Genomic DNA, 24,444 nt, shown 5'->3' on the forward strand with positions numbered 1-24,444 from the left:
TGTGCGGCGTCTGATGGAAGCGGTCCACTTCAAGGGGGGGCACTGGCTGGAGCCTTGCGCGGGCGAGGGTGCGATCATATCGACCGTCGACCGGGCCGATGTGCGGTGGACGGCGGTGGAGATCCAGCGGCGGTTCGAACCCCCCCTCAGGAAGATCCCGGGGCTCAAGTCGATTGAGATTGGCGATTTCATGGATTACCAGCCGCCAGCGACTTTGCGCTCGGAACGGCCATTCGACGCGGCCATCACCAATCCACCCTATCTTGACGCAATGGAATTCGTAGCGCGCTGCCTGGAACTGTCCCACCATGTGGCGATGCTATTGCGTCTCAACTTCCTGGCCTCGAACAAGCGGAATACATTCATGCGGGAGCATTGTCCGGACGTCTATGTTCTGCCTGACCGGCCTTCCTTCACCGGAAAGGGCACTGACAGCATTGAGTATGCGTGGTTTGTCTGGGATTCAGGAGCACGAAGGCAAGCTGGCAAGATCCAGGTCCTCCCGACTACCGCGTCAGTGGAGCGAAGGCGGGTCAATCCAGGGGCCGCCTGACCGATTTCGAGTCTTGTACCAACGGAGCCAGCCAGCGAGCCCGAGCGACACTTCCTGCCGATGGTGGATGGACTGGAAGTCGTCAAGGAGCGGCGTCGCATCGTACTCCGATTCCGCGACGCCGTGCCCCGAAGAGATGGCGCTCTTGTGACCGTCCTTGTCCGTGCCGACCGCGCTAAGGGTGCAGAATCCCTTCAAAATGCGTGCTTTGACAGTTGCCAAGCCCCTATGCGGTGGCGGCGGGAACCGCGGGCTTCTTGCGCAGGAAGAGCGCGAAGATGATCACGACGATGCTGATGCCGCCGAAGGTAATGAGGCCGTCCGCCGCGATGCTCGCGCGCGTGCCGATGCCCCGGAACGCGGACGCCTGACCGTCCAGCGCGGTGGTGTAGCTGATGGCGAAGTTGGAGGCCGCGACGAACAGCGAGTACTTCGTCGTCACCGCCGCGCCCTCGCTCACCATCTCCAGCACCATGCCCGCGAAGGCCGCGAAGGCCGCGCCGTTCGCGAAGCTGTACGCGAGCGTGCCCCAGATGTACGTGGTCGTCGTCATGGGCGCCGCCGCCATCGCGAAGGCGCACAGGCCGGTGGCGCCGCCCATCAGCGCGTACGCCATCTTGCGGTTCACCCGGTCCGACAGCCAGCCGCCCAGCAGGGAGCCCAGCGCGCCGGTGATGCCCATGCCCAGGCCGTTCACCAGTTCCACCGTGCGCTCCGGCACCTGGTAGTCGTGGGCCATCGCGCTGAACAGGTTGGTGAGCGCCCCGCAGGCCACCGGCGCCAGACACAGCACCAGCATGATGATACCCTCGCGGCTGAAGGCCGTCTTCGCTAGGTCCACCAGGATGCCCTTCACCCGCTCCCGCGCGGCCTTGAACAGTGGTCCGGTGGGCACCGTGGACGCGTCATGCCTTTCGGTGATCCAGAAGATGCCCGCGCCGCTCGCCAGCACCAGCGTGGCCAGCACGATGCCCGCCACCTGCCGGGAGAACTGGCTGGCGAGGAAGAGGGCCAGCGCGCCCATCAGGCTCGTGGAGCCCACGTTGCCCGCCATCTGCCAGCCCGCCGTGCGCCCCTTGTCCTCCTGCTTCGACGTCGTGGCCATCAGCCCGTTGAGCGCCGCGTGCGCCGTCGTCGACGCCGCCTGCAACGCTGTCAGCAGCAGCGTGAAGACGCCCAGGTGCTTCGCCGGCTCCGGTAACAGCGCGCACGCCAGGATGAGCATCGCGGTGAGCAGCGTGCTCACGCCGTACCAGACCCGGCGCCACGGCCCCAGGTCGATGAGCGGCACCCACAACAGCTTCCACGCGTGCGGCGAGAAGGCCGTGCCCGACAGCACGCCAATCTGCGCCAGCGGCATCCCGTCCTTCGCCAGCCAGTACGGCACCGCCGTCTGCAGGTAGCCCACGGCGGCGCCGAACTGCACCTCCAGCAGGCCGAACAGGGGAGGCCAGGACCAACGCTCTTCGGCGACCGGCGCCGTGGCCGGGAGGGCCGTCTCGGGTTCAATCAAGGGCAACGCTCGGGGGTGGAAACGGGGGAGGGTGGGATTCTAGACAGCTCCACCGTTCAGCAAAGCTCGACGCACCGCGGCGTCGCCGGGGCACGCCGTGTGGGAGGGCGGCCCAGACGGGCGGTCCTGGTCTGCATGGGATGGCAGGACTAGCTTGCCGCCGCTTCCTCCCCCAACCCCGAGGTCCCGATGACGCTGAAGACCCGCCTGCTGGCCGCTTCCGCGGCCAGCGTGTTCGCCGCCGCCCCCGCCGTGGCCAAGCCGCTGGATGGCGCCAGCACCGACGTGATGATCCAGGGCTTCCACTGGAACTCCGCCAACGCCGGTGGCTGGTGGAACACGGTGAAGAACAGCGCGGCGACGCTGAAGTCCGCGGGCTTCACCATGGTGTGGCTGCCGCCGCCGTCCGACGCGGCCTCCATCCAGGGCTACCTGCCCCGGCAGCTCAACGTGCTCAACTCCGGCTACGGCACGGAGGCGGAGCTCACCGCCGCGCTGGCCGCGCTCAACGCGCAGGGCGTGAAGCCCATCGCGGACATCGTGGTGAACCACCGCGTGGGCACCGCCAACTGGGCGGACTTCACCAACCCCACCTGGAGCGGCTGCAACGCGGTGGCGAAGGGCGACGAGTGGGCCTCGGCCTGCGGCAACAACGACAGCGGCGAGGGCTACGCGGCCGCCCGTGACCTGGACCACTCGCAGGCCATCGTCCGCGCGGACCTGAAGACGTGGATGAACAGCCGCCTGAAGGGCGTGGGCTTCGCCGGGTGGCGCTTCGACTTCGTGAAGGGCTTCGCCGGCTCCTACGTGAAGGAGTACGTGACGGCCACCACGCCGTACTTCTGCGTGGGTGAGCACTGGCCCACGAACTACTTCGACGCGAACAACCCCGACAACTGGAAGAATCAGATCATCGGCTGGGTGGACCAGACCACCGGCACCTGCGCCGCCTTCGACTTCGCGACGAAGGGCCTGCTCAACGACGTCTTCACCCACAACAACTACGCGCGCCTCAAGGCCAGCGACGGCAAGCCCGCGGGCACCATCGGCTGGTGGCCGTCCCGCTCCGTCACGTTCGTGGACAACCACGACACGGGCCCCAGCGAGACGTGCGGCAACGGGCAGAACCACTGGCCGGTGCCGTGCACCAAGGTGATGCAGGGCTACGCCTACATCCTGACCCACCCGGGCATCCCCACCGTCTACTGGCCGCACTACTTCAACTGGGGCCTGGGCAACGCCATCAAGGACCTGATGACCATCCGCAAGAACGCGGGCCTCACCTCCGAGTCCCCCGTCACCATCCTGCGCGCGGAGGCGGGCCTCTACGCGGCCACCATCGCCGGCAAGGTGGCGGTGAAGATTGGCGCCACGGCCTGGAACCCCGGCACCGGCTGGACGCTGGCGGCCTCCGGCACGGACTACTCCGTGTGGACCGCGGGCGGCACCACGCCTCCTCCCACCACCGCCAACGTGGAGTTCGTGTGCAACAACGGCACGACGGTGATGGGCCAGAACGTCTACGTCACGGGCAGCATCCCGGAGCTGTCCAGCTGGAGCGGCACGGCCACCAACAAGATCCTCAACCCCACCGCGTACCCCACCTGGCGCGCCACCTACGCCCTGCCCGCGAGCACCTCCATCCAGTGGAAGTGCGTGAAGCGTGACGGCGCCGGCAACGTCGTGTGGCAGGGCGGTGGCAACAACACCGTCAACACGCCCGCCGCCGGCGGCAGCATCACCACCACCGCCAGCTTCTAAGACGCCGAGACAGGCGCCCCTGTTGCACGTCTTGCTGGGGGCGCCTGTGTTTCAACTGTTGCTTGAGTTCCCGTCTTCAAACTGTCACAGGGACCGCCTCCTCTGGGGGCGGGTTCCTCCCGCCCTCCTCGAACGAAGGCGGAAGCGATGAAGCGTGGAATGGCAGTGCGTGGCGCGATGCTGTGGATGTCCGCGGTGGGCCTGCTGGGGGCCTGTGGTGGTCAGCCGGAGCAGGGCCCGGCGCTCGCGGGCGATGAGGCGGTGACGACGGCGACGCAGTCGCTGGTGCCGGCCCCGCCCACGCCGTTCGACAGCTACCTCTACATCGCGGGCAACCTCTCCGTGGGCAGCGCGGTGACGGGGAACACCGGCACGTCGGCGAACTACGAGGGCTACACGCTCACCGTCGCGGCGCACACGCAGGTGGCGCTGGAGGTCACGCACCTGGGCACGGGCATGGGGGTGGACACCGGCCTGTACGTGTACGGCCCGAAGACGCAGTACGGCTACGGCTTCATGCCGCGCTACGGGGACGACGACTCCGGCTACGGCGAGCTGAGCAAGCTTCCGCTCGCGACCTTCAATCAGGCGGGCGAGTACCTGGTGGTGGTGGGCTGGAGCAACGGCCTGGCCAAGAACTACCGTCTCCAGGCCTCCTGCGTGGGCGGCGCGTGCGTGCCGAACCCCGCCCCGGCGCCGGCCGGTGCCCCGGTGACGCTGGCCCAGTTCCCGCTGGAGGGGAACCTCCGGGCGCTGCTCAACACGGGCAACGCGTACCGCGAGGACATGTACTCCTTCCTGGACCGGTATGACTTCGCGTGGCCGTACTCGACGCCCGCGTCGCTGGACGCGGCGGCGGCGGCGGTGCTCGCGCGCAGCGAGTACCGGGGCTACCGCAACGACCCGTCCCCGGACACGTACACCTATGCGGCGTTCCAGGCGCGGATGTACGGGCAGTTCCAGCCGCTGCACCAGGCCATCCTCGACACCTACGGCGAGGACGCCGCGAACGCGCAGGTGAAGAGCTACTTCCGCGAGTTCAGCACCGGCCCCAACGGCGACAACTGGCGCACGCTCAACGTCATCCTCCTGCCCGTCTCCCGCCACGTCCTCGTGTACGAGCAGACCGCGCACGAAATCTGAAGGCGCGCCCCCGCACGCTGAAAACGAGACCGCCCTCCTCTCCACGTCGGGAGGGGAGGGCGGTTCGTCGTTTCATGTGCTGTCAGCTCAGGGCGCGTGCGCCGCCGGCAGGACGTCCGCTTCGCTGGACCGCTTCGCTTCGCCCCGCAGCTTCTGCATCAGCACGTAGAGGCCGGGGATGAAGATGAGGTTGACGATGGTGGACACCAGCATGCCGCCGAACACCGCGGTGCCCAGCGAGTTGCGCGCCGCCGCGCCCGCGCCCGACGCCGTCATCAGGGGCACGACGCCCAGGAGGAACGCGATGGACGTCATCAGGATGGGCCGCAGGCGCACCTCCGCCGCGGTGACGACGGCCTCCAGCGCGTCCTTGCCCTGCTCGCGCAGTTGCTCCGCGAACTCCACGATGAGGATGGCGTTCTTGGAGGACAGGCCCACCAGCATCACCAGGCCCACCTGACAGAACACGTCGTTGGCGAAGCCTCGCGCCACCTGCAACCCCAGCGCGCCCATGATGGCCAGGGGCACGGACAGGATGATGACGAACGGGAGGCTGAAGCTCTCGTACTGCGCCGCCAGCACCAGGAACACGAAGAGGATGCCCAGGCCGAAGATGATCATCGTCTGCCCGCCGGACTCCTTCTGCTCCAGGCTGATGCCCGTCCATTCGGAGGACATGCCCTGCGGCAGCACCTGGCGGGCCACGCTCTCCATGGCCTCCAGCGCCTGGCCGGACGACACGCCGGGGGCGCCCTGGCCGTTGATCTCCACGGAGCGGAACAGGTTGTAGTGCTTGATGACCTGCGCGGAGACGATGGGCTTCACCTTCACCAGCGACTCCAGCGGAATCATGTCCCCGGTGTCGGTGCGCGCGTAGAACGAGCCGATGTCCGACGGGCTGTCGCGGAACTGCTGCTCGGCCTGGACGTAGACGCGGTAGGTGCGGCTGGCGTAGTTGAAGTCGTTGACGTACTGGCTGCCCATGTAGAGCTGCATCACGCCGAAGATCTGCTCAATGGGCACGCCCAGCGCCTTGGCCTTCTGGCGGTCCACCTCCACGTCCAGGATGGGCGTGTTGGCGTTGAACGGCGTGAAGACGCCCCTCAGGCGGCCCTCCTCGTTGCCCTTCTGCACCAGCTCCTGGGTGGCGTTCGCCAGCTCCTCCAGGGAGTGGCTGCCGGCCACGTCCTCCACGATGAACTGGAAGCCGCCCACGCTGCCCACGCCCCGGATGGCGGGGGGCTGGAAGGGGATGACGCGCGCGCTGCCAATCCTGCCCAGCGGCCCGCGCAGCCGCTCCACCAGCGCGGCCACGGACTGGTCCTTGCCCTTGCGCTCCTCCCAGGGCTTGAGCGCGGTGAACACGGTGGCGTAGTTGGACCCGTTGCCGCTGGGGGAGAAGCCGCCAATGGCGAACATGACGTTCACCTCCGGCTGGGCCTTGAGCACGGCCTCCGTCTCCTGGAGCACCTTCTCCGTCTGGGCCAGCGACATGCCCTCCGGGCCCTGCACGGAGATGATGACGTAGCCCTGGTCCTCGTCCGGGATGAAGCCCGTGGGCGCCGCGCGGAAGAGCATCACCGTGGCGCCGATGCACAGCAGGAACGCCACCAGCACCAGCATGGGGTGCTTCAGCAGCTTGCGCAGCCACCTGCCGTAGGTGTCGCGCGTCCAGTCCAGCACCTGGTCCACCTTGCGGAAGAAGATCCACTTGGGGCCGTGGTGGTGCTTGAGCAGCCGCGCGGACAGCGCGGGCGTCAGCGTCAGCGCGCAGAAGGTGGACAGGCCCACCGACGCGGCGATGGTGAGCGCGAACTGGCGGTAGATGGAGCCCGTGGTGCCCGGGAAGAGGGCCACCGGGATGAACACCGCCACCAGCACCACGGAGATGGCCACCACCGCGCCGGCCACCTCCTTCATGCCCTCGCGCGCCGCCTGCATCGCGGACAGGCCCTTCTCCACCATCAGGCGCTCGATGTTCTCGATGACGACGATGGCGTCGTCCACCACGAGGCCCGTGGCCAGGGTGAGGCCGAACAGCGTGAGCGTGTTGATGGAGAAGCCCATCAGGTACACGAACGCGAACGTGCCCACGAGCGACACCGGCAGGGTGAGCGCGGTGATGAGCACGCTTCGCCACCCGTGCAGGAACAGGAAGATGACCAGGATGACCAGCGCGATGGCTTCGATGAGCGTGCGGACCACCTCGTTGACGGAGGCGCGCACCGCGAGCGTGGTGTCCGTGCCGGTGCGGTACTCCAGGCCCGGGGGGAAGGCCTGCGCCAGCCGGTCCAGCTCCTTGATGACGCCGTCGCGCACGTCCAGCGCGTTGGCGGTGGGCAGCTGGAAGATGGCCAGGCCCACGCCGGTGCGGCCGTTGAAGCGCAGCAGGGTGGCGTAGTTCTCCGCGCCCAATTCCACGCGGCCCACGTCCTTCACGGTGACGGCGCGGCCGTCCGTGTTGCGCATGAGGACGATGTCGCCGAACTCCTCCGGCTCAATGAGGCGGCCCCGGGCGCGCACGGCGATCTGATACGGCTGGGTGTCGCTGGAGGGCGGCTGGCCCACCTGGCCGGCGGCCACCTGGAGGTTCTGCTCCTGGAGCGCGCGCACCACGTCCTGCGGCGTGAGCTGGCGGCGGGCCAGCTCCGAGGGGTCCAACCACAGGCGCATGGAGAACTTGCGCTCGCCGAAGATGCGCACCTCGCCCACGCCCTTCACGCGCTTGATGGCGTCCTTGAGGTTCACGTCCGCGTAGTTGGACAGGAACTTCGCGTCGTAGCGGTTGTCCGGGCTGGACAGGCCCACCGTCAGCAGCATCTGGCTGGAGGCCTTGTTCACCACGATGCCCGTCTGGTTCACCTGCGCGGGCAGGCGCGCGGCGGCGCGGCTGACGCGGTTCTGCACGTCCACGGCCGCGACCTCGATGTTGCGCGTGGGGGCGAACGTGACGGTGATGGTGCTCTGGCCGTCGTTGCTGCTGGTGGAGGTGATGTAGCGCATGTCCTCCACGCCGTTGAGCTCCTGCTCCAACGGGATGGTGACGGCGGCCTCCACCACCTCGGCGCTCGCGCCGACGTACGTGCTGGTGACCGTCACCTGCGGCGGCGCCAGGTCCGGGTACTGCGCGATGGGGAGCGTGGGGATGGCGATGAGCCCCACCAGCGTCAGGATGATGGAGCAGACGATGGCGAAGACGGGCCTGCGGATGAAGAAGTCGACGAACACGGGGTGACGCCCTCTCTCGAATCGCCTAGTGGCTGCCGCCGGTGGTGCCACCGGCCGCGCTCCGGGGCGCCATGGCGCGGGTGGGGACGTCCGCCGCGCGCGCCGGCTCCGGCGTCTTCGCGGGTTCGTCCGGCGCGGAGACCTGCTTGGGGATGACGGCCATGCCGTCCTTCAGCATGTGCAGCGACGACACCGCGACGAGGTCGCCCTGCTTCAGGCCGCCCTCCACCACGTAGGACATGTCACCTAGCGTGCCCAGCGCCACCGGGCGGCGCTCCACCACCGTCTTGCCGTCCTTCTTCTCCACCACCATCGCGAAGGGCTGCCCGCTCTGGCGCACCACCGCGAGCGCGGGGATCTGGAGCGCGTCGCGGGTGGAGTACACCAGCCGCGCCCGCAGCAGCTCGCTGGGGCGCAGTCCCACGGTGTTGCGGAAGGCGGCCTTCACCTCCACCAGCTGCGTGCGCGGGTCCGTCTGGGGCGCCACGTAGAAGACGGTGCTGGAGAGGATGGGCCTGCCCTGCTGATCCAACAGCTCCAGCACGGTGTCCGGCTTGAGCGACCGGGCGCGGAAGGCCGGCACCGACACGCTGACCTCCAGCGCGTCCGCCTGGGCCACGGTGGTGAGCGTCGTGGTCGCGCCCACGAAGTCCCCCACGCGCACCAGCACGTCGCCCATGGTGCCCGCGAACGGCGCGCGCACGACGTGGAACTGCAGCTGCACCTGGCGCTGCGCCACCGTCGCGCCGGCCGCGCGCTGGGCGGCCTCCGCCGCCTTCACGGCCGCCTGGGCGCGCTCCAGCTCCTGCACGCTGGCGAGGCCCTCCTGGTTGAGGGACTCCGTGCGCGCCAGGGTGCGCCGCGCCAGCTCCAGGTCCACCGTGGAGGAGCTCTGCTGGGCCTGGGCGCTGTCCAGCGCCGCGGTCTCCTGGCGCGCGTCCACCTCCACCAGCGGCGTGCCCGCCTCCACCTTCTGGCCGGGCTTCACGAGGATCTTCCGCACGTAGCCGTTCACCTGCGGCAGCACCGTGACGCTCTGCCGCGACAGCAGCGAGCCCAGGTACTCCCCGGTGTCCCGCACCTCGCGCGGCGCCAGCGCCACCACCTGCACCTCGCGCGGCGGGGGAGCCGTCTTCACTTCCGTCTTGCCCGAGCACCCGGCCACGCCAGCCACCAGGGCCGCGCCCACCACCGTCTTCGTCCACAGCGCCTTCAGGGGGCGCACCTTCGTCACCAGTCGCACCGGGCCTCCGTGAGGAACGCGTCCAGGCGGGCCTGGACGAGCTCGAATTCCCTCAAAACCAACGCGAGCTGGGCCTGACGGAGGGCGGCTCCGCTCTGGACCAGCTCCAAACTGCCACCGCGTCCCACCTCGAAGGCCCGCCGGGTGAGCCGGTCGGTCCGGTCCGCCAGGTCGAGGGACTCGGCCGCCGTCTTCAACAGCGCCTCGGACACTTCCACTCCACGCCGCGCGCGAGAAACCTCCACGCCCACGTTCCGGCGTGCGGCCTCCAGCTGCTGCGCGGCCTGCTCCTCCACGCCCGCGCGCTCCCGCACCAGCCCCCCGCGCAGCCCGCCCTCCCACAGGGGGACGGACAGCACCGCGGACACGTTCCACAGCGCGAAGCGGCCGAAGCCGGGCTCGGTGGTGAGGCCCAGCAGGGTGCTGCTCACCCCGAGCGTGGGCAGGTAGCCCGCGGACGCCTGGCGCCGGCTGTCCCGGGCCGCGTCCACGTTCGCCTTCGCGGCGAGCAGATCCGCCCGGGCGCCCGGCTCATCCAGGGGCGAGCAGTCCCGGCGCGTCTGCTCCACCAGCCCGGCCAGGTTGAAGTCCGGGTTGACGCCCACGCCGTGGTCGGTGCCCAGCGACAGGCCCAGGGCCTCGCGCGTCTGGCGCAGCTGTTCGTCGCCCGCCACCAGCGACTGCCGCGCCAGCGCCACGTCCTGGCTCACCCGCACCACGTCCAACTGCGTGCCCGCGCCCAGCTCGAAGGAGCGCTGGGTGAGGGCCTGCCGCTCCAGCGCCTGACGCAGGCCCACCCGGTTGATCTCCGCGGCGCGCTCGGCGGCCACCGTGGCCACCAGCACCTGCGCCAGCCCCTGGGTGAGCCGACGCTGCGTGTCCTTGAAGGTGGCCACCGAGGCCCGCTCCGACGCCCTCGCGGACGACAAGCCCCGCCACGCACCCACATCCACCAGGGACTGGGAGAGCGACACCGACAGCGTCCCCAGGGGTGCGCTGGGCACCTTCGCCCCCGTCCCGCCATTCACGTTGGCGCCCCCGCCCACGAAGCCGCCGCCCGGGGCGGAGGGGGTGTCCGGGTGGAGCACGTCCAACCCCACGCCCGCGGAGGCACGGGCGTTGGGCAGGAGCAGCGACAGCGACTGGCGCCACCGGCCCTGGGCCCGCTCGATGCCGGCTTCGGCGACGCGCAGGTCCGTGGAGCGCTGGCGCACCAGCGCGAGGGCCTCGTCCCACGTCTTCACCTGCTCCGCGGCAGGGGGGATGGGGGCCAGCATCGGGTCCTCCACCTTCGGCTGGAAGGGGACCGGCGCGGACGGGGTGGAGGGCGGGGGCTGTCCCGCCGGTGGCGCGGGAGGCTGGGCCTGGGGCGCGGCGGCGAGGAAGAGAACGAGGAGCGCGCTGGGGGAGGCCATACTCTGGAGCGACAGGACTTTCGGGTGGGTATGTGGCAGACACACCCCCAAAGCCCCGCACGCGGTCACGATGTAATTGACAACCGTTGTTGAATGCAATGATCTCTTACGCCCATGACCCTCGCTGAGCAAGTGGCATCAACGCGACGCGCAGTGGTCCGACTGCTCAGCCAGAAGGTTGGTGAGCAAACGGATCGGCCGCTGATGCAGCTGCTCGTGCTGAAGTACATCCACGTGCTGGACATCCACAGTCAGGCGCTCATCGCGGAGCGGCTGCTCATCGACGCGCCCGCCGTGAGCCGGCTGGTGGATCGCCTGGAGGAGGATGGGCTGGTGGAGCGCCGCGCGGGGGAGAACCGCCGCTGCGTGCGCCTGGAGATCACCGACGCGGGGCGCACGGAGTTCGACGCCCTCCAGCGCGCGACGGAGTGGCTGGATGACGAGGCCCGCGCGTGCCTGTCGCCCGGCGAGTTCGAGGAGCTGTCGCGCCTGCTGGTGAAGCTCCAGGGCGGCCTGTTCCAGAAGCTCGGCTCCGGGGCCCCGGGGAGCAACCCCTGCGGCGTTTCGCGCAAGGACGAATAGGGCCGCCTCCGCCGGCCGCCTGGAAGACGACGGGTGACGGCGGGACGGGAGCGGGCTTGTGCCCGGCGCCGGCCCACCGCCACCCGTGTGCGACGCTTCCGGGGGGGAAGGGTGGAGGGTGGAGTCCTAGCGGTGACGGGGGATGTTGCGAGCCACGTGCAGGGCCCACGCCTCCGCCGAGTCCAGCTCCGCGCGGGCGCTGGCGAAGCGATCCAGCGACTCGTCGGTGCCGTCGTTGGCGAAGATGGCGTCGTGCAGCTCCTTCTGCGCCCGCGTCAGCCGCAGGCTCGTCTGCAGCCACAGCCGGGCCGCCATGCGCGGCGTGATGACGACCTGCGTGGGGTCCCACACCTCCAGGGCGGCGAAGTCGGCGGAAGACAGCTCCTCGTATCCAGCGGCCTGCTCGGTTCGTGCGTTCATGCCCGGATGTTCGCCACGGCCTCCAGGCAGGGCATCCGGGCCGCCTGGGCAGGTGGAAGGCCACTGGTGAGCAGTCGAGGACAGTTCCATCATCCCCCGGGGTACTGTCCTTTCCTGTTTTGCGGGGAGGTTCAGTACAGTATGCTTGGGAGAATGCTTCCCTCACTGCAATCCTGGAGTGAATCGAGCCCCTTCTCCTAGAATCCTCCGCTCCATCCGTGAAGTGCGAGGCATTGCCCTGGATCTGAACACCCTGAACAAGCTGCTCACCGTCGGCGTCCAGAATGGGGCCTCGGACATCCACTTCCGGCCTGGGGACCCCCCCATCTACCGGGTGAACGGGGTGCTGCGGCCGTTGAAGATGGAAAAGCTGCAAGCGGATCACACCAAGCAGGTGGCCCTGCACGTGATGAATGATCCGCTGATGAAGGCGCAGGTGGACAGCGTGCAGGAGTGCGATTCCTCCTACAGCCTCCCGGGGGTGGCGCGCTTCCGGGTGAACATCTACCGGCAGCGGGGCTCGCTCGCCTGCATCCTGCGCATCATCCCGGACGAGATTCCCAGCATCGACGGCATGGGCCTGCCGCAGGTGCTCAAGACGATCGCCGGCAACGAGCGCGGGCTGGTGCTGGTGACGGGGGCGACGGGGTCCGGCAAGAGCTCCACGCTGGCGTCGATGATCAACCACATCAACCACACGGAGAGCCTGCACATCCTCACCATCGAGGACCCCATCGAGTTCATCTACAAGAACGTGAAGTCCTCCATCTCCCAGCGGGAGATTGGCCCGGACACGCAGAACTTCGCCATCGCGCTGCGCGCGGCGCTGCGTCAGGACCCGGACGTCATCCTGGTGGGCGAGATGCGCGACACGGAGACCATCGACATCGCGCTGAAGGCGTCGGAGACGGGCCACCTGGTGCTGTCCACGGTGCACACCACGGACGCGTCGCGCACCATCAACCGGCTGGTGTCGGTGTTCCCGGCGGAGGAGCAGACCATGGTGCGCATGCGCCTGGCGGACTGCCTCAAGGCCACCATCTCCCAGCGCCTGCTGCCGCGCGCCACCGGCAAGGGGCGCACGGTGGCGCTGGAGATCATGGTGCAGACGAAGACGGTGGAGCAGTACATCCGCGACGACCGCGCCAGCGAGCTGAAGGACGTCATCGAGAAGGGCCGCGACATGTTCGGCATGCAGTCCTTCGATCAGCACCTCACGCAGCTGTACCGCAACGGGGACATCACGCTGGAGACGGCGCAGAGCGCGGCCTCCAACCCGGCGGACTTCCAGCGCGCGCTCGAATTCGACTGAGCGCGCGCCGCGGGGCCTCAGCCCTCCCCGGACGCCGGGGAGGCGCTGGGGGCGAAGGAGTCTTCGGCCACCTTGCGCATGTAGTTGCGCGCCCAGCCGGGGAACAGGCCGGACAGGAACACGAAGGTGCGGTTGCCGGAGCCGGAGACGTGCATGGCGGGGGTTTCCAGCGTGGCGTGCACCGCCTCGTCGGCCACCTCCTCCGGGGTCTGCAGCGGCACGTGGGTGAGCTTGAGCTCCAGGGCGCGCTCGGTGCTGGTGTGGCCGGGGACGAAGAGCACCACGCGCACGCCCTGCGGCTCCACCTCGCCGCGCAGCGCGTGGGAGAAGATGCTCAGCGCGGCCTTCGTGGCGCTGTAGTTGGCCTCCGTGGGGTAGGCCACGTGGCCCAGCACGGAGCTGACGTTGACGATGATGCCGTCCTTGCGCTCCAGCATCCGGGGCAGCACCGCGCGCACCATGCGCAGCGCGCCGAAGTAGTTGACCTCCATCTCCATGCGCCCCTGGGCCGGATCCTGCTCCAGGAAGGGCTGCTGGAAGTAGAGGCCCGCGTTGTTGACGAGCACGTCGATGGGGCCGTGCGCCGCGTGGGCCGCCTCCACGGCGGTGCGCACCGACGCGTCGTCGGTGAGATCCAGCTCGTGGTGCCAGGTCTGGCCACCGGCGGCGCGCACGGCCTCCGCGGCCTGGGCCAGGGTCGCCATCTTGCGGCTCATCATCAGGACGCGGGCCCCGGCCTTCGCGTACGCGTGGGCCATGGCCAGACCGATGCCGCGGTTGGCGCCGGTGATGAGCACGTTCTTGTTCTGCAGGGAGGCAGTGGTCATGCGCGCCACCCTAGACGCGCAAGCCCACACCCGGTGTGATTCCTTTCATGCCTGGCAAGGATTGCGCATGACAACCCTCGCATGGGCTGATGCATTGCAGCGCCCGTGCTTCTTTTCCGCCCGGGTCGCAGGGGGCTGCTGCCGTGTCAGGCCTTCTTCGCGGAGGGCTTGTTGATGTGCGCGAAGAAGTCGTTGCCCTTGTCGTCCACGACGATGAAGGCGGGGAAGTCGACCACGTCGATCTTCCACACGGCCTCCATTCCCAGCTCCTCGTACTCCAGCACCTCCACCTTGGTGATGCAGTCCTTGGCGAGCCGGGCCGCCGGGCCGCCGATGGAGCCCAGGTAGAAGCCGCCGTGCTTCTTGCAGGCCTCGGTGACGGCCGGGGAGCGGTTGCCCTTGGCGAGCATCACGAAGCTGCCGCCCTCCGCCTGGAACTGGTCCACGTACGCGTCCATGCGGCCCGCGGTGGTGGGGCCGAAGGAGCCGGACGCGTAGCCCTCCGGCGTCTTCGCCGGGCCCGCGTAGTAGACCATGTGGTCCTTCATGTACTGGGGCATGCCCTCGCCCCGGTCCAGGCGCTCCTTGAGCTTGGCGTGCGCGATGTCGCGCGCCACCACCAGCGAGCCCGACAGCGACAGGCGCGTCTTGATGGGGTAGCGCGACAGCTCCGCGCGCAGGTCGCTCATGGGGCGGTTCAGGTCCAGCTTCACCACGTCGTCGGACAGGTCCGTGTCCTTCGCCTCCGGCAGGTACTTCGCCGGGTCCATCTCCAGGGCCTCCAGGAAGACGCCGTCGCGCGTAATCTTGCCCAGGGCCTGCCGGTCCGCGGAGCAGGAGACGGCGATGGCCACCGGGCAGGAGGCGCCGTGGCGCGGCAGGCGGATGACGCGCACGTCGTGGCAGAAGTACTTGCCGCCGAACTGCGCGCCAATGCCGGTGCGCTGGGTGAGCTTCAGCACCTCCTGCTCCAGCCCCACGTCGCGGAAGCCCCGGCCCAGGGCGTTGCCTTCGGTGGGCAGCGAGTCCAGGTAGCGCGCGGAGGCGTACTTCGCCGTCTTCAGCGCGAACTCCGCGGACGTGCCGCCCACCACGATGGCCAGGTGGTAGGGCGGGCACGCGGCGGTGCCCAGCGCGCGGATCTTCGTCTCCAGGAACGCCAGCAGGCTCTGCGGGTTGAGGACCGCCTTGGTCTCCTGGAACAGGTAGCTCTTGTTCGCGGAGCCGCCGCCCTTGGCCATGAAGAGGAATTTGTAGGCGTCCCCGTCGGTGGCGTAGAGCTCGATCTGCGCGGGCAGGTTGTTGCCCGTGTTGACCTCCCGGTACATGTCCAGCGGCGCCATCTGCGAATAGCGCAGGTTGGACGTGAGGTACGTGTCGAACACGCCCCGGGAGATGGCCGCCTCGTCGCCGCCCTGCGTGAGGACGTATTGGCCCTTCTTGCCCATCACGATGGCGGTGCCGGTGTCCTGGCACGAGGGCAGCACGCCGCCCGCGGCGATGTTCGCGTTCTTGAGCAGCTCCAGCGCCACGAACCGGTCGTTGTTCGACGCCTCCGGGTCCTGGAGGATGTTCGCCAGCTGCCGCAGGTGCCCGGGGCGCAGCAGGTGCGAGATGTCCCGCATGGCCTCGCGCGTGAGCAGCGTGAGCGCCTCCGGCTCCACCTGGAGGAAGGACCGTCCGCCGGCTTCCAGCACGGAGACGTGCTCCTTCGTGAGCAGCCGGTAGGGCGTCTCGTCCTTGCCGAGCGGCAGCATGTCCTGGAACTGGAAGTCACTCATCGCGTCGCGTCTCTCACAGGAAGGGTGGAACGTGGAACGAGGGGGCGGGCAGCAGGTGCCCGGCGGGGGACTCTACCGGGCCTCTTCCCGGGGTGGCACCACGTAGAGGTACACCGGGGTGCGGTACAGGTCGTCCAGGCGCACGGAGCGCACGGGCGTCCACCCCCGGAGCCCGAAGGTGTGGCTGAGGATGTGGGCGCCCTCGGGCAGCTCGGCGGCGAAGCGGGGCTCCAGGCGCGCCATGATGCCCGGGGACAGGTAGCAGACGACGCAGGTTGCGTCCCGGAAGGACGCACGGAAGAAGTCCGCGCGGTGCAGGGTGAGGTTCGCGCGGGGGAAGAGCCGCTGGCGCAGCCGGGAGAAGGCGTAGGGCAGCCAGGACAGCTCGTAGGCGACGACGCGGGCCTGGGGACGGTGGTCGGCCAGCAGGAAGGCCACGTCCCCCCAGCCCGCGCCCAGGTCCAGCACGGTGCCCTGGAGGGGGTCCGGGAGCATCGCGAGCAGGGCCCGCCGCACCCGGGGCGAGCTGGGCATGGGGGGCGCGCCGGTGCGCAGCGTGGACACGACGATGGACAGCGCCCCCACGAGGAGCACCGCCCAGAGCAGCAGGTAGAGGAGGGTGCCCGTCGTGCTCACCGGGCGCGCATCATCGCAAAGGACCGGGGACTTGGGGCCCTACTTGCGCGGGAGGTTCCCCGCGTCCGCATGGCGCACGGGCGAGGGCGGTGGGGGCTTCACCTGCGTAACGGCAGGGGCCGGCCGGGTGTCCTCGAAGACGGCCTGACCCAACATGAAGCAGAAGGCCGCCCCCACGCAGAGTGTCATCACGTTCCAGTAGTACGCCATGGGGCCTGACACGAAGCATGGACCGTGCCGTCCGGGTGGCGCACTCGGGAGGCGGGGGTCGGACGACCCCGGCTGTGTCCCTTCGCGCTACAGCGGCGGACCCGGGCGTTGCTCCCCAGGCAACAGCGCCCCCACGCGCCGTTCATCCGTGGGGGGGCCCAGCACTTCACCTGGAGGCGCGGGCGCCCCGCACGGTGGGCGCCGGGACGGCCCTCAGGCGGAGGGTGCCGAGGGCGCCGAGTCGGCGGGTTCGGGCGGGGGCCGCCAGGCGGCGGACTCCAGGCGGTCCACGTTGCGCAGCTCCGGGAAGAGCCACGCCCAGAGGCCCACGACGACGAGCGTGCCCACGGCGCCAATCACCACGGCGTTCACGGCGCCCAGCGCTTCGGCGAACGAGCCCGCGCGGAACTCGCCCAGCTCGTTGGAGGCGCCAATGCACATCGTGTTCACCGCGCCCACGCGGCCCCGCATGTCGTCTGGCGTGGAGACCAGCTCCAGCGTGTGGCGCACCACCACGCTCACCATGTCCGCGGCCCCGGCGATGGCGAGCGCCACGAGCGACAGGGGCAGGGACGTGCTCAGGCCGAACACCAGCGTGGCCGCGCCGAACACCGCCACCGCGCCGAACATCTTCCACCCGGCACGGCCGCCCAGCGGACGGAAGGCGAGCAGCACCGCCACCACCGCGGCCCCCGCGGCCGGAGCGCTGCGCAGCAGGCCCAGGCCCCAGGGCCCGGTGTGCAGCACGTCGCGCGCGTAGATGGGCAGGAGCGCCACCGCGCCGCCCAGCAGCACGGCGAACAGGTCCAACGTGAGGCTGCCCAGCAGCAGGCGCTTCTGGCGCACGAACCGGAGGCCCGCGACGAGCGTGGCCAGGGAGATGGGCTCGCGCGACGCGCTGCCCGTGCGGACCTTGAGCGAGAGGATCCACACCACCGTGAGCGCGCACAGCGACGCGGACGCGATGTAGACGCCCTTGCCGCCCAGCCACCCGTACAGCAGGCCGCCCACGGCGGGGCCCGCGATGGTGGCCACCTGCCAGGTGGTGGAGTTCACCGCCACCGCGCGCGTCAGCTCTTCCGGGGGCACCAGGTACGGAGTGAGCGCGGAGCCCGCGGGCGCGTAGAAGGCGCGCGCCGTTCCGAACAGCACCAGCACCCCGTAGACGAACCGCACGTCGGTGACGTGGCCCAGCGTGAAGGACAGCAGCAGCAGGCTGCACACCAGCATGACGGCCTGGCAGATGGCCAGGATGCGGCGGCGGTCGTAGCGGTCCGCCACCTGTCCGCCCAGCAGGCTGAAGGCGAGGAAGGGGACGAACTGCGCCAGGCCCGTGTAGCCCAGCGCGAGCGCGCTGCCGGTCAGCTCATACACCTGCCAGCCGATGGCCACCGATTCAATCTGCGCCGCGAGCACCGCGCACAGACGGGCGACTTGATACAGCCGGAAGTCGCGGTGACGGAAGACGGACGTGCCGAGGACGTTGGCCATGCTGGGGTCGCGCTGTAACGCAGCCCGTCCTCCACCGCCAGCCACAAGGCGTGGCGGCCCCGGAGCAGCCCTGGGGCGGCTTCGGAGCCCGGTGGCCCGGCCTACGAGGTGGCGCGCATCTGGTTGAGCCGGTCGTAGTGGCGGTAGCCCAGCTTGTTGAGCGCGGCGGGCGGCGCGAGGCCGATGTCCACCAGCGTCTTGATGTCGTACGTGCCCGCGAGCACCGGGGGCGCGTAGTTGCCCACCGCCTCCGGCGTGCGGAAGCCCGGCAGCGGGAAGAGCACCGTGCTGGTGTGCACGTGCATGAAGTGCGCGGCGGACTGGCGCTGCCACCCGGGCACGCCCGGCGCGGTGATGACGTGCGGCGTGGCGAGGAAGGTGCCGCCGGTGAGGATCTCCAACTGCTGGCCCACCTGCGCCACGATGCAGCCCGCGGGCGCGGTGCCGCGCACCATCTGGCCCTGCGGCGCGTCCGCCGTCGCGCGCGTGCGCAGGTACAGCCCGCTCTGGTCATCCGGCTTCGGCGCTGGACGGCCCTCGGGGCTCAGGAACCGGCCGCCGGGCAGCAGCGTCAGCAGGTTGAAGTCCGTGTGCTCCTCGCCCCAGAGGATGCCGGTGTTCACCTGCGAGGGGCCCAGGGGCAGGTACTGGAGGGCGCGCGTGACGTGGGGCGCCCGGTCGCAGAAGTCGGTGAAGGTGGCCTCCGGCAGCTTCAGCGCAAGGGCGGAGCCGCGCAGCAGCTTGAGGCCGGCCTCGTGCAGCGCGCGGCCCATGGTGAGCAGGCCGTCCTGGAAGTACGGCGGCGCGTCCGGGGGCCAGATGTTCTCCGGGTACAGCTCCGGGAACTCCAGCGCGGACTGCGCGTCGGTGGGCGTGGGCGACGCGAAGTAGCACTCCTTGAAGTCCGGCTGCCCGTTGCCGGCGACGGCGACCTCCGTGTTGGGAGGCGTCCAGCCGCGCTGGTACCAGAGGTCCGCGCGGCCCAGGGGGCGCTTCGCGGCTTCGGGCAGGGCCACGAACGTGGAGAACGCGTCGTAGAAGCGCTCCAGCGCCGCCGCGTCCACGCCGTGGTTCTTCACGAACACGAGGCCGAAGACGCCAAAGGCCTCGCGCAGTGCCGCCGCGGCCCGCTCGAGGCGGGCCGGTTCGCCCGACGCGAGGTCCGCGAGGTCGACCGTCGGGATGTGGATCGAGGAGGTGTCCGCCATGGTGGGCCCAGGTGTATCGCGCCCGGGCCCGCCTGAGGAGGGGGACGATGCCTGTCCGCTTGAGGGACGACACCCGCTTCCCGGGAAATCCGGGAGCAGGCCGTCAGCGCGCGGTGAGCGTCACGTCCACCGGGGCGCACGTCACCGGGGTGGACTTGTAGTCGCCGCCCGGCCGGGGCACGTCCTCCTGGCGCGTGGCGACGTCCATCAATTCGTCGCGGAAGGTGATGCGGTAGGTGCCCGGCTTCTTGAAGTCATACGCCTGCGTCACCTCCACGCGGTTCTGGGCCGTCGCGCCCGGGGCGATGGCCTCGTAGCTGGAGGCGGAGGGCGCGGCGCGCTTCACCATGGGGCCCTGGTACTCCACTTCCGTCCCGTCGCGGGTGACTTGAAATACGGTGCCCAGGATGCCCTCCAGCGGCGTCTGCCACTTCAGCACCCAGAGGGGCTGCGCGGAGCGGTTGGTGAGCGTGAACAGCACCTCCACCGGCTCGCCCACGCGGGCCTTCGCGGGCGCGCTCAGGGCGCATTCCAGGTTCGGGGTCGTCACGGCGGCGGGCTCCGGGGTGGGCGGTGGCGAGGTGGGCGGAGGCGAGGTCGGCGGGGCCGCGGCGGCGGGGGCCTGCTGCGCGGGCTGCTCCGCGGGCTTCGGGGTACAGGCGGTGACGCTGGCGGCGGACAGCACCGCGAGCCATGCGAGGTTCTTTCGTCCCAGCCCCATGACGTGACGCTCCTTGTGCTCGTGAAAAAAGAAGGGGGCGCGAGGCGTTGGCGCCCGCGCCCCCCGGTCAACGGACCTGCGTCACCTTACGGCAGCGACGGGGTGTTCTCCGTGAAGTATTCGTGGCTGTCCGCGTTGGCGCGCGCCCGGGCCGGGTTGGTCCGCGCCAGGTTCTTGGCCGCCGACTGGCCGTAGGCGTAATCCGACGTCCCCGCCACGACGGTGAAGTGGCTCATCTCGTGGACCAGCGTTCCGGCGCGCGAGTCCGTGCCCGTGTTGGGCGCGTTCCAGAAGGCGCCGCACACGTAGATCTTGTAGGGCGCGTTCGAATACACGTAGGCGTACGTGCCGCTCTCGTTGCAGCTGCAGTCCACCACGACGTTCGCGGAGTCGAACGCGGTCTTGATCTTGCTGAAGTTCGTCCTGATCGTGCCCCAGTTGGTGGTGGAGTACGTGCCGAACCACGTGGTGAAGCGCGTGGTCGCGGACGGCGTCCCGTTCAGGTACGAGAGGGAGTTGGTGGAGTAGGTCTTCGCGCTGTTGAACGCGGTGGAGATGGAGCCCTGCTCGGAGCTGGTGCACGCGCCGGAGTAGCTCAGCCCCTGGGCGGTGACCTGGCCCATCGCCTGCGTCTCCTCGCGGCTGTTGCGGCGGCCCTCGATGAAGAGGCGGACCTCGTTGGAGGCCAGCGCCGTCACGCTCGCGCGCTCTTCCAGCTCGTAGCGGATGGCGTAGGTGCCGGTGACGGACAAATCATACACGTCGGAGACGACCACCGGGCCGGACAGGCTCTCACCCGGGGCGAGCGTCACCACGTCCTCGGGGCGGCCCAGCACGCGCTTGTAGTGGGCGCCGGTGTAGGCCACCGACTGGCCGTCGCGCATCACCGACAGGCGGCCCTCCGTGAGGCCCGTGCCCGGGACCTCCCACTTGTGGAGGCTGACGGGCGCGGAGGAGGTGTTGGTCAACGTCACCTGCACCGTCACCGTCTCGTTCGCCGCCATGGACGCCTTGGGCACCGACACGGTCGCCGTCAGGGCGCCCTGGGCCTGGTCGGTGGCCTCGGTCGGCGCGGTGTCACCATCGGCCGGAGCGCCACAGGCTCCCAGCAGGGAAACGCCAACCACCGTGCCCACCAGCCACTTGAAACCGCGAAGGCTCTTGCTCACGAGGAACGTCCTTTCGGAAAAAACGACGCAGCGAACATCCGGGGGAATGCCCGGTCCTCCCACTTATAGGGGAAGACGGGCCCGGTAATGATGGCACGAAATACTGTGAAATAAACGCCTCCCCACTATTCCAGTTCATGTCGCGGTGCGGCCCGGGGTGGCGTGGGGCGTTAGGCTTCATGCGGCATCCGCGTTGGTTCGCGGCCGAAGGAACGAGGTGTCGGACGATGCGCGCGGTGGTGTTCGAGCATGAGGAGCACGAGGGCCCGGGGCTCCTGGGGGCCACGCTGGAGGCGGCGGGTTTCACCCTGGTGCGAAGGTTCCGGACGGTGCGGCGCGAGGACGTGGACGCACCGTTGGTGGTGGTGATGGGCGGACCCATGGGCGTGTACGAGGCGGACGCCCATCCGTTCCTGAACGATGAGCTGGCGTTGCTGGGGGAGCGGCTGGCGAATGACCGCGCCTGCGTGGGCGTGTGCCTGGGGGCGCAATTGCTGGCGGCGGCGGCGGGGGCGCAGGTGTCGCCGGGCAAGAATGGCTTCGAGGTGGGCGTGGGGCCGGTGCGCTGGACGCCGGAGGCGCTGAAGGATCCGGTGGTGGCGGGCGTGAAGCCGCGCACGGCGGTGGCCCACTGGCACGGGGACACGTACACGCCGGTGCCGGGCGCGACGCTGCTGGCGTCCACGGACCGCTACACGCAGCAGGCCTTCCGGCTGGGCAAATCCTACGGCTTCCAGTTCCACCTGGAGCTGACGGCGAAGGAGCTGGGGCGCTGGCTGGAGCTGGGCGCGGAGGACCTGCTCACGCGCGGCAAGGACCTGGAGGACTTGAAGGCGCAACTGCCCAGGCTGAAGGCCGCGGAGGCGGAGAACACGGCGCTGCTTGGGCGGCTCGCGCACGCGCTGGCGCGGGGGCTGCGCACGCCATGAAGCTGACGCGCCTGCACGTCCACCACTACCGCGAGCTGGCGCCGGACACGGCCCTGACGTTCGGCCCCACGCTCAACGTGGTGGTGGGGGCGACGGGCAGCGGGCGCACGACGCTCCTGGACCTGGTGTCCAGGGTGCTGTGTTCGGACTTCTCCGGGCTCTTGCGCGAGCCGTTCTCGCTGGACTACGCGCTGCGCTTCGACGGGCTGACGGTGGAGGTGGCCGTGCGCAACGAGCCGCCCGCCGCGCTGCCCGCGCCGAAGGGCGAGGAGGGCCCCGGGGCGTCGCTGGCCCTGCCGCCCGCGGGGCTCGCGCATGGGCTGATGCCCTCCATCGTGGCGACGGTGCGCTGGGACGCGGCGGAGGACGTGCGGCTGGTGATGCGCGCGAGCGCCACCGGCTTCGCGTGCGAGGTGGACGGCGCGGCCGGCTTCACCCGGCGCATGCATTGGTCGGTGTTGGATCGCTCCGTCTGGACGCTGCTCTTCATGGCGGCGCAGTACCTGGAGCGCGGCGTGAAGGACCGGCTGAAGGACCTCCTGCGCCGCACCTTCCTGCTGGCGCCGCCGCGCTTCGACGAGTCGCTGGGGATGTTCGAGCACCTGGGCGCCATCCGCTACGCGATGGAGCGGCGGGGCGAGGACCTGTTCCCGCTGGGGCTCATGGCGCTGCCCACGTGGATGCCCGGGTGGCTGCGCGAGCAGGTGGAGCATGAACCGCTGCCCCCGACGCTGATGTTCCGCCACGAAACGCTGCCGGAGAGCTTCCTCGCGCGCTTCGTGACGCTGGCGGGGTTCGCGTCGGGCACGCTCACGCTGGACGTGACGGAGACGACGCCCCTGTCCCAGGGGGGACGGCTGGGCTTCAGCGGCTTCCGCTTCGCGTTCGTGCGCGGGGACGGCACGCCGGTGGCGCAGGAGCAGCTCGGGTATGGCCAGCGCCGGCTGTTGTCCTTCCTGTACTACCTGGACGTCCACGACGCGTTCGTCATCGCGGATGAGCTGCCGGACGGACTGCACCCGGACCTGGTGGCGGCGTGCGTGAAGGACGTGGGCGAGCGCCAGGCGTTCCTCACCAGCCAGAACCCCCTGCTGTTCGAACACCTGTCCTTCCGCGACGCGGAGGACCTCCGGACGTCGGTGATCCACTGCGAGGGCGGCACGGGGCGCGGGGCCTGGCGCTGGACGCAGCCGTCGCCGGAGGTGGCGGCGCGCCTGTTCAGCGCGTACCGCGAGGGGGCCAGACCGCTGGGCGCGGTGCTGCGCGCCCAGGGCTTCGGGTGAGCCGTCCGGGCCAGGAGGCGCCGGGCTTCAGCGACCGCCGAGCAGCTCCGAGCTGAAGGAGAAGCCCGCCAGCAGGTAGGGCAGGGCGCTGTTGCGGTTCTCGTGCGTGAGGTACCAGCCGGCGATGAGCACCGCGGTGGGCTTGCTCATGAAGCCGCCCGGACGGGTGTCGAAGGCGTACGCGATGATGGGGCCCACGCGCATGTGCTTGTTGGTGGGCAGGGTCCGGCCGGGCAGTGGATCCACGGCGTTCGTGCTGTCGTCGTAGTTGGGCCACACGGCGGAGAAGCGCGCGCCCAGCGTCCAGCGGTCGCCCATCCAGAGCAGGTCCGTGTCGTTGGCGAGCACCCAGCCCTTGCCGGGCACCAGCGTGTCCAGCGTGGGGTCGTAGAAGGTGCCGCGCGTGCCTCCGTCGCGCAGGTCCATGTTCCAGTACTCGATGGCCATCTTCGTGCGCAGCGCCACCGACTTCACCTTCGCCTGGAGGGTGGGCTCCACGAAGAAGTGGTGGCCGGACGTGCCGTAGGCGGTGTCGTTCGTCTCACTGCGCAGGTCGTCGTCGTAGTCCTGGAAGGAGTCCGGGTACGACTGGACGCTGCCGAAGGTGCCGAAGAACTGGACGTACTCGTAGCCGGCGCGGAGGTTGAACACCGCCACGGGCTGGAGATCCACCACGGGGCCCAGCTTGAAGAACGCCGGGCTCAGCCGGAGGCTGGCGGCGGCGCTGGCGAACGTGTCGCGCAGCAGCAGGGACGGGCTGTCGAAGAGGCGCTTCTGGTAGACGAGCTTGTTCTGCGATTCGAGCCCCAGCGGGTTGTAGCGGAACACGTTGAGGCTGGTGAAGAAGATGCGGCGCTCCGGCATGGGCGGAAGCACCGGAGGCGGCACGTTCTCCGTCGTGGGGGGGGCGGGTTGCTGCGCCGTCGCGGGCACGGACAACCCCACCAGGGCCATCATCGCGGCACGGCGGAGCCACTTCGACACGGAGTGCCTCCGGACCGTCGCCGGGCACTGCGGGA

At 69.9% G+C, this 24,444-nt stretch carries 21 protein-coding genes; 7 read left to right on the forward strand and 14 right to left on the reverse strand.

Annotated elements, in window-relative coordinates; all coding sequences use genetic code 11:
* Positions 1–13 precede the first annotated feature (13 nt).
* Entirely contained in the window at positions 14–553 is a 540-nt protein-coding gene (locus OV207_RS09190; protein WP_267554306.1) for a hypothetical protein, read from the forward strand.
* A 226-nt stretch (positions 554–779) separates the two neighbouring features.
* Here the strand turns inward: OV207_RS09190 and OV207_RS09195 are convergent, their stop codons facing one another.
* The gene (locus OV207_RS09195; RefSeq protein ID WP_267554309.1) at positions 780–2,066 is read right to left on the reverse strand and encodes an MFS transporter; all 1,287 of its coding nucleotides are present in this window, start codon (positions 2,064–2,066) and stop codon (positions 780–782) included.
* Between the two features lie 189 nt (positions 2,067–2,255).
* Between OV207_RS09195 and OV207_RS09200 the strand changes: the two genes are divergently transcribed.
* Together OV207_RS09200 and OV207_RS09205 are read left to right on the forward strand one after the other, a co-directional pair.
* Complete coding sequence (locus OV207_RS09200) at positions 2,256–3,827, forward strand: carbohydrate-binding module family 20 domain-containing protein (protein WP_267554311.1); 1,572 nt, start codon at positions 2,256–2,258, stop codon at positions 3,825–3,827.
* A gap of 159 nt (positions 3,828–3,986) precedes the next feature.
* Positions 3,987–4,970 carry a hypothetical protein gene (locus OV207_RS09205; RefSeq protein ID WP_267554313.1) on the forward strand — a complete coding sequence of 328 codons (984 nt, stop codon included), beginning with the start codon at positions 3,987–3,989 and terminating at the stop codon, positions 4,968–4,970.
* An 87-nt stretch (positions 4,971–5,057) separates the two neighbouring features.
* Here the strand turns inward: OV207_RS09205 and OV207_RS09210 are convergent, their stop codons facing one another.
* The 3 genes from OV207_RS09210 to OV207_RS09220 are packed head-to-tail and all read right to left on the reverse strand — an operon-like array spanning position 5,058 to position 10,856.
* Positions 5,058–8,198, reverse strand: a complete 3,141-nt coding sequence (locus OV207_RS09210) for an efflux RND transporter permease subunit (protein ID WP_267554316.1) — start codon at positions 8,196–8,198, stop codon at positions 5,058–5,060.
* A 25-nt stretch (positions 8,199–8,223) separates the two neighbouring features.
* Complete coding sequence (locus OV207_RS09215; protein WP_415835574.1) at positions 8,224–9,441, reverse strand: efflux RND transporter periplasmic adaptor subunit; 1,218 nt, start codon at positions 9,439–9,441, stop codon at positions 8,224–8,226.
* Positions 9,429–10,856, reverse strand: coding sequence for a TolC family protein (locus tag OV207_RS09220; protein WP_267554318.1), 1,428 nt, complete (start codon positions 10,854–10,856; stop codon positions 9,429–9,431). Before OV207_RS09220 ends, OV207_RS09215 begins: the two co-directional genes overlap by 13 nt.
* Positions 10,857–11,060: 204 nt before the next feature.
* Here OV207_RS09220 and OV207_RS09225 point away from each other — a divergent pair, with 204 nt between their 5' ends.
* Entirely contained in the window at positions 11,061–11,438 is a 378-nt protein-coding gene (locus OV207_RS09225) for a MarR family winged helix-turn-helix transcriptional regulator (protein ID WP_227028064.1), read from the forward strand.
* 126 nt (positions 11,439–11,564) lie between these two features.
* Here the strand turns inward: OV207_RS09225 and OV207_RS09230 are convergent, their stop codons facing one another.
* A complete protein-coding gene (locus OV207_RS09230) occupies positions 11,565–11,858 on the reverse strand; it encodes a FruA-associating protein, FapA (protein ID WP_193430290.1) in 294 nt (97 codons plus the stop codon).
* A 223-nt stretch (positions 11,859–12,081) separates the two neighbouring features.
* Between OV207_RS09230 and OV207_RS09235 the strand changes: the two genes are divergently transcribed.
* Positions 12,082–13,170, forward strand: a complete 1,089-nt coding sequence (locus OV207_RS09235; protein ID WP_193430291.1) for a type IV pilus twitching motility protein PilT — start codon at positions 12,082–12,084, stop codon at positions 13,168–13,170.
* Positions 13,171–13,187: 17 nt separating this feature from the next.
* On the opposite strand, the gene OV207_RS09240 is transcribed toward OV207_RS09235, so the two are convergent.
* The 8 genes from OV207_RS09240 to OV207_RS09275 all read right to left on the reverse strand — a co-directional run bounded on the left by OV207_RS09240 (position 13,188) and on the right by OV207_RS09275 (position 21,213).
* Positions 13,188–13,997 (reverse strand): SDR family NAD(P)-dependent oxidoreductase, encoded by an 810-nt coding sequence (locus OV207_RS09240; RefSeq protein WP_193430292.1) that lies wholly within the window; start codon positions 13,995–13,997, stop codon positions 13,188–13,190.
* A gap of 146 nt (positions 13,998–14,143) precedes the next feature.
* The gene (locus tag OV207_RS09245; RefSeq protein WP_267554322.1) at positions 14,144–15,778 is read right to left on the reverse strand and encodes a fumarate hydratase; all 1,635 of its coding nucleotides are present in this window, start codon (positions 15,776–15,778) and stop codon (positions 14,144–14,146) included.
* Between the two features lie 72 nt (positions 15,779–15,850).
* Entirely contained in the window at positions 15,851–16,414 is a 564-nt protein-coding gene (locus tag OV207_RS09250) for a class I SAM-dependent methyltransferase (RefSeq protein WP_193430294.1), read from the reverse strand.
* Positions 16,415–16,453: 39 nt separating this feature from the next.
* The gene (locus tag OV207_RS09255; protein ID WP_267554326.1) at positions 16,454–16,624 is read right to left on the reverse strand and encodes a hypothetical protein; all 171 of its coding nucleotides are present in this window, start codon (positions 16,622–16,624) and stop codon (positions 16,454–16,456) included.
* 213 nt (positions 16,625–16,837) lie between these two features.
* Entirely contained in the window at positions 16,838–18,115 is a 1,278-nt protein-coding gene (locus OV207_RS09260) for an MFS transporter (protein WP_267554328.1), read from the reverse strand.
* Positions 18,116–18,216: 101 nt separating this feature from the next.
* A complete protein-coding gene (locus OV207_RS09265; protein ID WP_193430297.1) occupies positions 18,217–19,323 on the reverse strand; it encodes an isopenicillin N synthase family dioxygenase in 1,107 nt (368 codons plus the stop codon).
* Positions 19,324–19,426: 103 nt separating this feature from the next.
* A complete protein-coding gene (locus OV207_RS09270) occupies positions 19,427–20,044 on the reverse strand; it encodes a protease (RefSeq protein ID WP_267554331.1) in 618 nt (205 codons plus the stop codon).
* An 86-nt stretch (positions 20,045–20,130) separates the two neighbouring features.
* Entirely contained in the window at positions 20,131–21,213 is a 1,083-nt protein-coding gene (locus OV207_RS09275) for a M35 family metallo-endopeptidase (RefSeq protein WP_267554333.1), read from the reverse strand.
* A gap of 227 nt (positions 21,214–21,440) precedes the next feature.
* Between OV207_RS09275 and OV207_RS09280 the strand changes: the two genes are divergently transcribed.
* Together OV207_RS09280 and OV207_RS09285 are read left to right on the forward strand one after the other, a co-directional pair.
* Positions 21,441–22,142: a glutamine amidotransferase-related protein gene (locus OV207_RS09280; RefSeq protein WP_267554335.1), complete on the forward strand. Its 702-nt coding sequence runs from the start codon at positions 21,441–21,443 to the stop codon at positions 22,140–22,142.
* Positions 22,139–23,425, forward strand: a complete 1,287-nt coding sequence (locus OV207_RS09285; RefSeq protein WP_193430301.1) for an AAA family ATPase — start codon at positions 22,139–22,141, stop codon at positions 23,423–23,425. Before OV207_RS09280 ends, OV207_RS09285 begins: the two co-directional genes overlap by 4 nt.
* Positions 23,426–23,452: 27 nt before the next feature.
* Here OV207_RS09285 and OV207_RS09290 read toward each other — a convergent pair whose 3' ends face one another.
* Positions 23,453–24,409, reverse strand: a complete 957-nt coding sequence (locus OV207_RS09290; protein ID WP_267554337.1) for a hypothetical protein — start codon at positions 24,407–24,409, stop codon at positions 23,453–23,455.
* Positions 24,410–24,444 lie beyond the last annotated feature (35 nt).

The organism is Corallococcus sp. BB11-1 (genome assembly GCF_026626625.1).
Taxonomy (GTDB): Bacteria; Myxococcota; Myxococcia; order Myxococcales; family Myxococcaceae; genus Corallococcus; species Corallococcus soli.

Coding starts and splice junctions, on each gene's coding strand:
- OV207_RS09190 (WP_267554306.1), top strand. CDS start 14: ATGGAAGCGGTCCACTTCAAGGGGGGGCACTGGCTGGAGCCTTGCGCG.
- OV207_RS09200 (WP_267554311.1), top strand. CDS start 2,256: ATGACGCTGAAGACCCGCCTGCTGGCCGCTTCCGCGGCCAGCGTGTTC.
- OV207_RS09205 (WP_267554313.1), top strand. CDS start 3,987: ATGGCAGTGCGTGGCGCGATGCTGTGGATGTCCGCGGTGGGCCTGCTG.
- OV207_RS09220 (WP_267554318.1), bottom strand. CDS start 10,856: ATGGCCTCCCCCAGCGCGCTCCTCGTTCTCTTCCTCGCCGCCGCGCCC.
- OV207_RS09225 (WP_227028064.1), top strand. CDS start 11,061: ATGCAGCTGCTCGTGCTGAAGTACATCCACGTGCTGGACATCCACAGT.
- OV207_RS09230 (WP_193430290.1), bottom strand. CDS start 11,858: ATGAACGCACGAACCGAGCAGGCCGCTGGATACGAGGAGCTGTCTTCC.
- OV207_RS09240 (WP_193430292.1), bottom strand. CDS start 13,997: ATGACCACTGCCTCCCTGCAGAACAAGAACGTGCTCATCACCGGCGCC.
- OV207_RS09245 (WP_267554322.1), bottom strand. CDS start 15,778: ATGAGTGACTTCCAGTTCCAGGACATGCTGCCGCTCGGCAAGGACGAG.
- OV207_RS09255 (WP_267554326.1), bottom strand. CDS start 16,624: ATGGCGTACTACTGGAACGTGATGACACTCTGCGTGGGGGCGGCCTTC.
- OV207_RS09260 (WP_267554328.1), bottom strand. CDS start 18,115: ATGGCCAACGTCCTCGGCACGTCCGTCTTCCGTCACCGCGACTTCCGG.
- OV207_RS09265 (WP_193430297.1), bottom strand. CDS start 19,323: ATGGCGGACACCTCCTCGATCCACATCCCGACGGTCGACCTCGCGGAC.
- OV207_RS09270 (WP_267554331.1), bottom strand. CDS start 20,044: ATGGGGCTGGGACGAAAGAACCTCGCATGGCTCGCGGTGCTGTCCGCC.
- OV207_RS09280 (WP_267554335.1), top strand. CDS start 21,441: ATGCGCGCGGTGGTGTTCGAGCATGAGGAGCACGAGGGCCCGGGGCTC.
- OV207_RS09285 (WP_193430301.1), top strand. CDS start 22,139: ATGAAGCTGACGCGCCTGCACGTCCACCACTACCGCGAGCTGGCGCCG.